The 1,806-nt window shown below is 55.3% G+C and carries 3 protein-coding genes and 2 tRNA genes; 1 reads left to right on the plus strand and 4 read right to left on the minus strand.

The window, feature by feature from the left end; all coding sequences use genetic code 11:
- Positions 1 to 209, minus strand: a 209-nt coding sequence (locus Q1J43_RS00405; RefSeq protein ID WP_301100304.1) for a UvrD-helicase domain-containing protein, incomplete at its 3' end; no start/stop codon positions are given.
- An 82-nt stretch (positions 210 to 291) separates the two neighbouring features.
- Between Q1J43_RS00405 and Q1J43_RS00410 the strand changes: the two genes are divergently transcribed.
- A tRNA-Gly gene (locus tag Q1J43_RS00410) sits at positions 292 to 365 on the plus strand.
- A gap of 143 nt (positions 366 to 508) precedes the next feature.
- On the opposite strand, the gene Q1J43_RS00415 is transcribed toward Q1J43_RS00410, so the two are convergent.
- The 3 genes from Q1J43_RS00415 to Q1J43_RS00425 all read right to left on the minus strand — a co-directional run.
- Positions 509 to 1,252, minus strand: a complete 744-nt coding sequence (locus tag Q1J43_RS00415) for a hypothetical protein (protein WP_301100305.1) — start codon at positions 1,250 to 1,252, stop codon at positions 509 to 511.
- A 104-nt stretch (positions 1,253 to 1,356) separates the two neighbouring features.
- A tRNA-Tyr gene (locus tag Q1J43_RS00420) sits at positions 1,357 to 1,442 on the minus strand.
- The coding region (locus Q1J43_RS00425; protein ID WP_301100306.1) for a hypothetical protein at positions 1,421 to 1,806 on the minus strand (386 nt) is incomplete at its 5' end. The genes Q1J43_RS00425 and Q1J43_RS00420, both read right to left, overlap by 22 nt.

Raw genomic sequence — 1,806 nt, forward strand, 5'->3', positions numbered from 1 at the left:
AAGGTCACCGCCAGAATCTGCGCGGGCACGGCCTTGCCGGTCATCAACAGATGCGCGAGCCGCGCCGTCAACACCCGCGTCTTGCCGGTTCCCGCCCCCGCCAGCACCAGCACCGGCCCGTCCAACGCCTCCACCGCCGCCCGCTGGGCGACGTTAAGGCTGCGAAGGGTTTCCGCTTCCTGCGGCACGATCGGCATCGGCATGGACATGGATGTTGGTAACGCAGCCGCAACCCCGCCCGCAAGCGCGATCTTTCCACGCCGCCCAAGCTGTGCTAACAAACCCGCCGACGCGGGTGTAGCTCAATGGTAGAGCAGTAGCTTCCCAAGCTTCTTACGAGGGTTCGATTCCCTTCACCCGCTCCAGCGCTTCACGTCATCGGCAAAACAGGGCGTTTGGCGTGAAACAATCGGCAGTGTGAGATGTTGACAACGAAGGGGCGAACCTATCCTATCAGTCCATGGCCTTTTCGTTGTGACAGTGGTGTGCGCCTAGAAGCTGCTGATACTCATTCACGAGTGTGGGGCCTTTCCCCATTCTGAGTGGCAACTCTCTCGCAGGGAGGGTTGCGCCATAGCATTGTGTGTGCTTGGTTTTTCTTCTTCTCCGTGTATTCTTGCCATCCGTGATTGCCAGAGCGAATGATGTGCCCACTGAGTTTGGTCTTGAGGGATCGAAGCCGGAAGAGGGCAATCACAGGTATTAAAATGTAAAGCATTACCAGTGGAATGTTCACGTCAGATAAAAGCCATGCGTATGAGGGGCAAAAACGAAAGGGAAACAAATTAGCCAAAGAAATCACGAGTCCTATGGACCAACCATACAAAACAAATTTAATAAGATCTTCGTTAACGCGGCTTACGGAAAACTGAACGTCATCCTTCCAAAGAATAACTTGCGTGACCCGCTCATTCAAGGCGTTTTCCAGCATATCGACATGCATTTCCCAGTTTTCCTGCCAGAATTTTGAGCCTTTTGCTGTTAACAGGGCTGCAAGTGCTGAAATTATGCCAATAATACACGGGATGGGAAGCAGAGCAGGAGAAATGATATTGCCATCCTTAAAAAGCAAGCTTAAAGCGCCTCCAGCAATTGCTTGGAACGCCCAAAAATATGTTGCCCGCTTCCAGTACAGTTCAATCTCAAAACAACGTGTCTCGACGGCGCGCTTAAGCGCCGATTGCAACGCCGGTTTGTCACGGGGATTAATGCCGAGTGCTTCAAGGTAGTAGCCGTAAAAACTTTTTTCCATTTTCCCAATGCCCTCCCAACATTCGACCATTTAAGCGCATTACGGAAGCTTAGGCTTTCCCCCTCGTCTTACACGTTGGGGAAGAGCCAATTATTGAAAACCAATGGTGGAAGGGAGAGGATTTGAACCTCTGTACGCTCTCGCGGGCAGATTTACAGTCTGCTGCCATTAACCACTCGGCCACCCTTCCACGGGGGCAGGAAAGAACGTGACGTAACGGAATTTGCTTGCGCTTGTCAATCCCACAAGTTCTATTGCGGCATGAAACAACGTACACGCTCCGGCCAAGGGCCGCATCATTTCGATAAAAACCGTAAAAGCTTCGGGCCGCGCGCCGCCGCGCCTGCCGGGCGCGATCGGCCACGGGACGCCGCCAAGGACGGGGAAAGGGCAGGGCGTCCGTCCGGCAAGGGCTTTGGCCAACGTTCCGGCGCCAACGACCGCCGCGACCAGTCCCGCGCCGCCGCGCCGGCAGAAAACAAATTCGGACGCCCCCAACGCAAGGGAAAGCCCTTCGGCCCCCGCCCCGCCGCCACCGAGGGACGCCGCGACAA

The sequence above is a fragment of the Propionivibrio sp. genome (genome assembly GCF_029255185.1).
GTDB lineage: Bacteria > Pseudomonadota > Gammaproteobacteria > Burkholderiales > Rhodocyclaceae > Propionivibrio.

What these genes read in the sequence shown, in the direction of transcription:
- Q1J43_RS00415 (WP_301100305.1), bottom strand. Translation starts at nt 1,252, where the DNA reads ATGGAAAAAAGTTTTTACGGCTACTACCTTGAAGCACTCGGCATTAAT.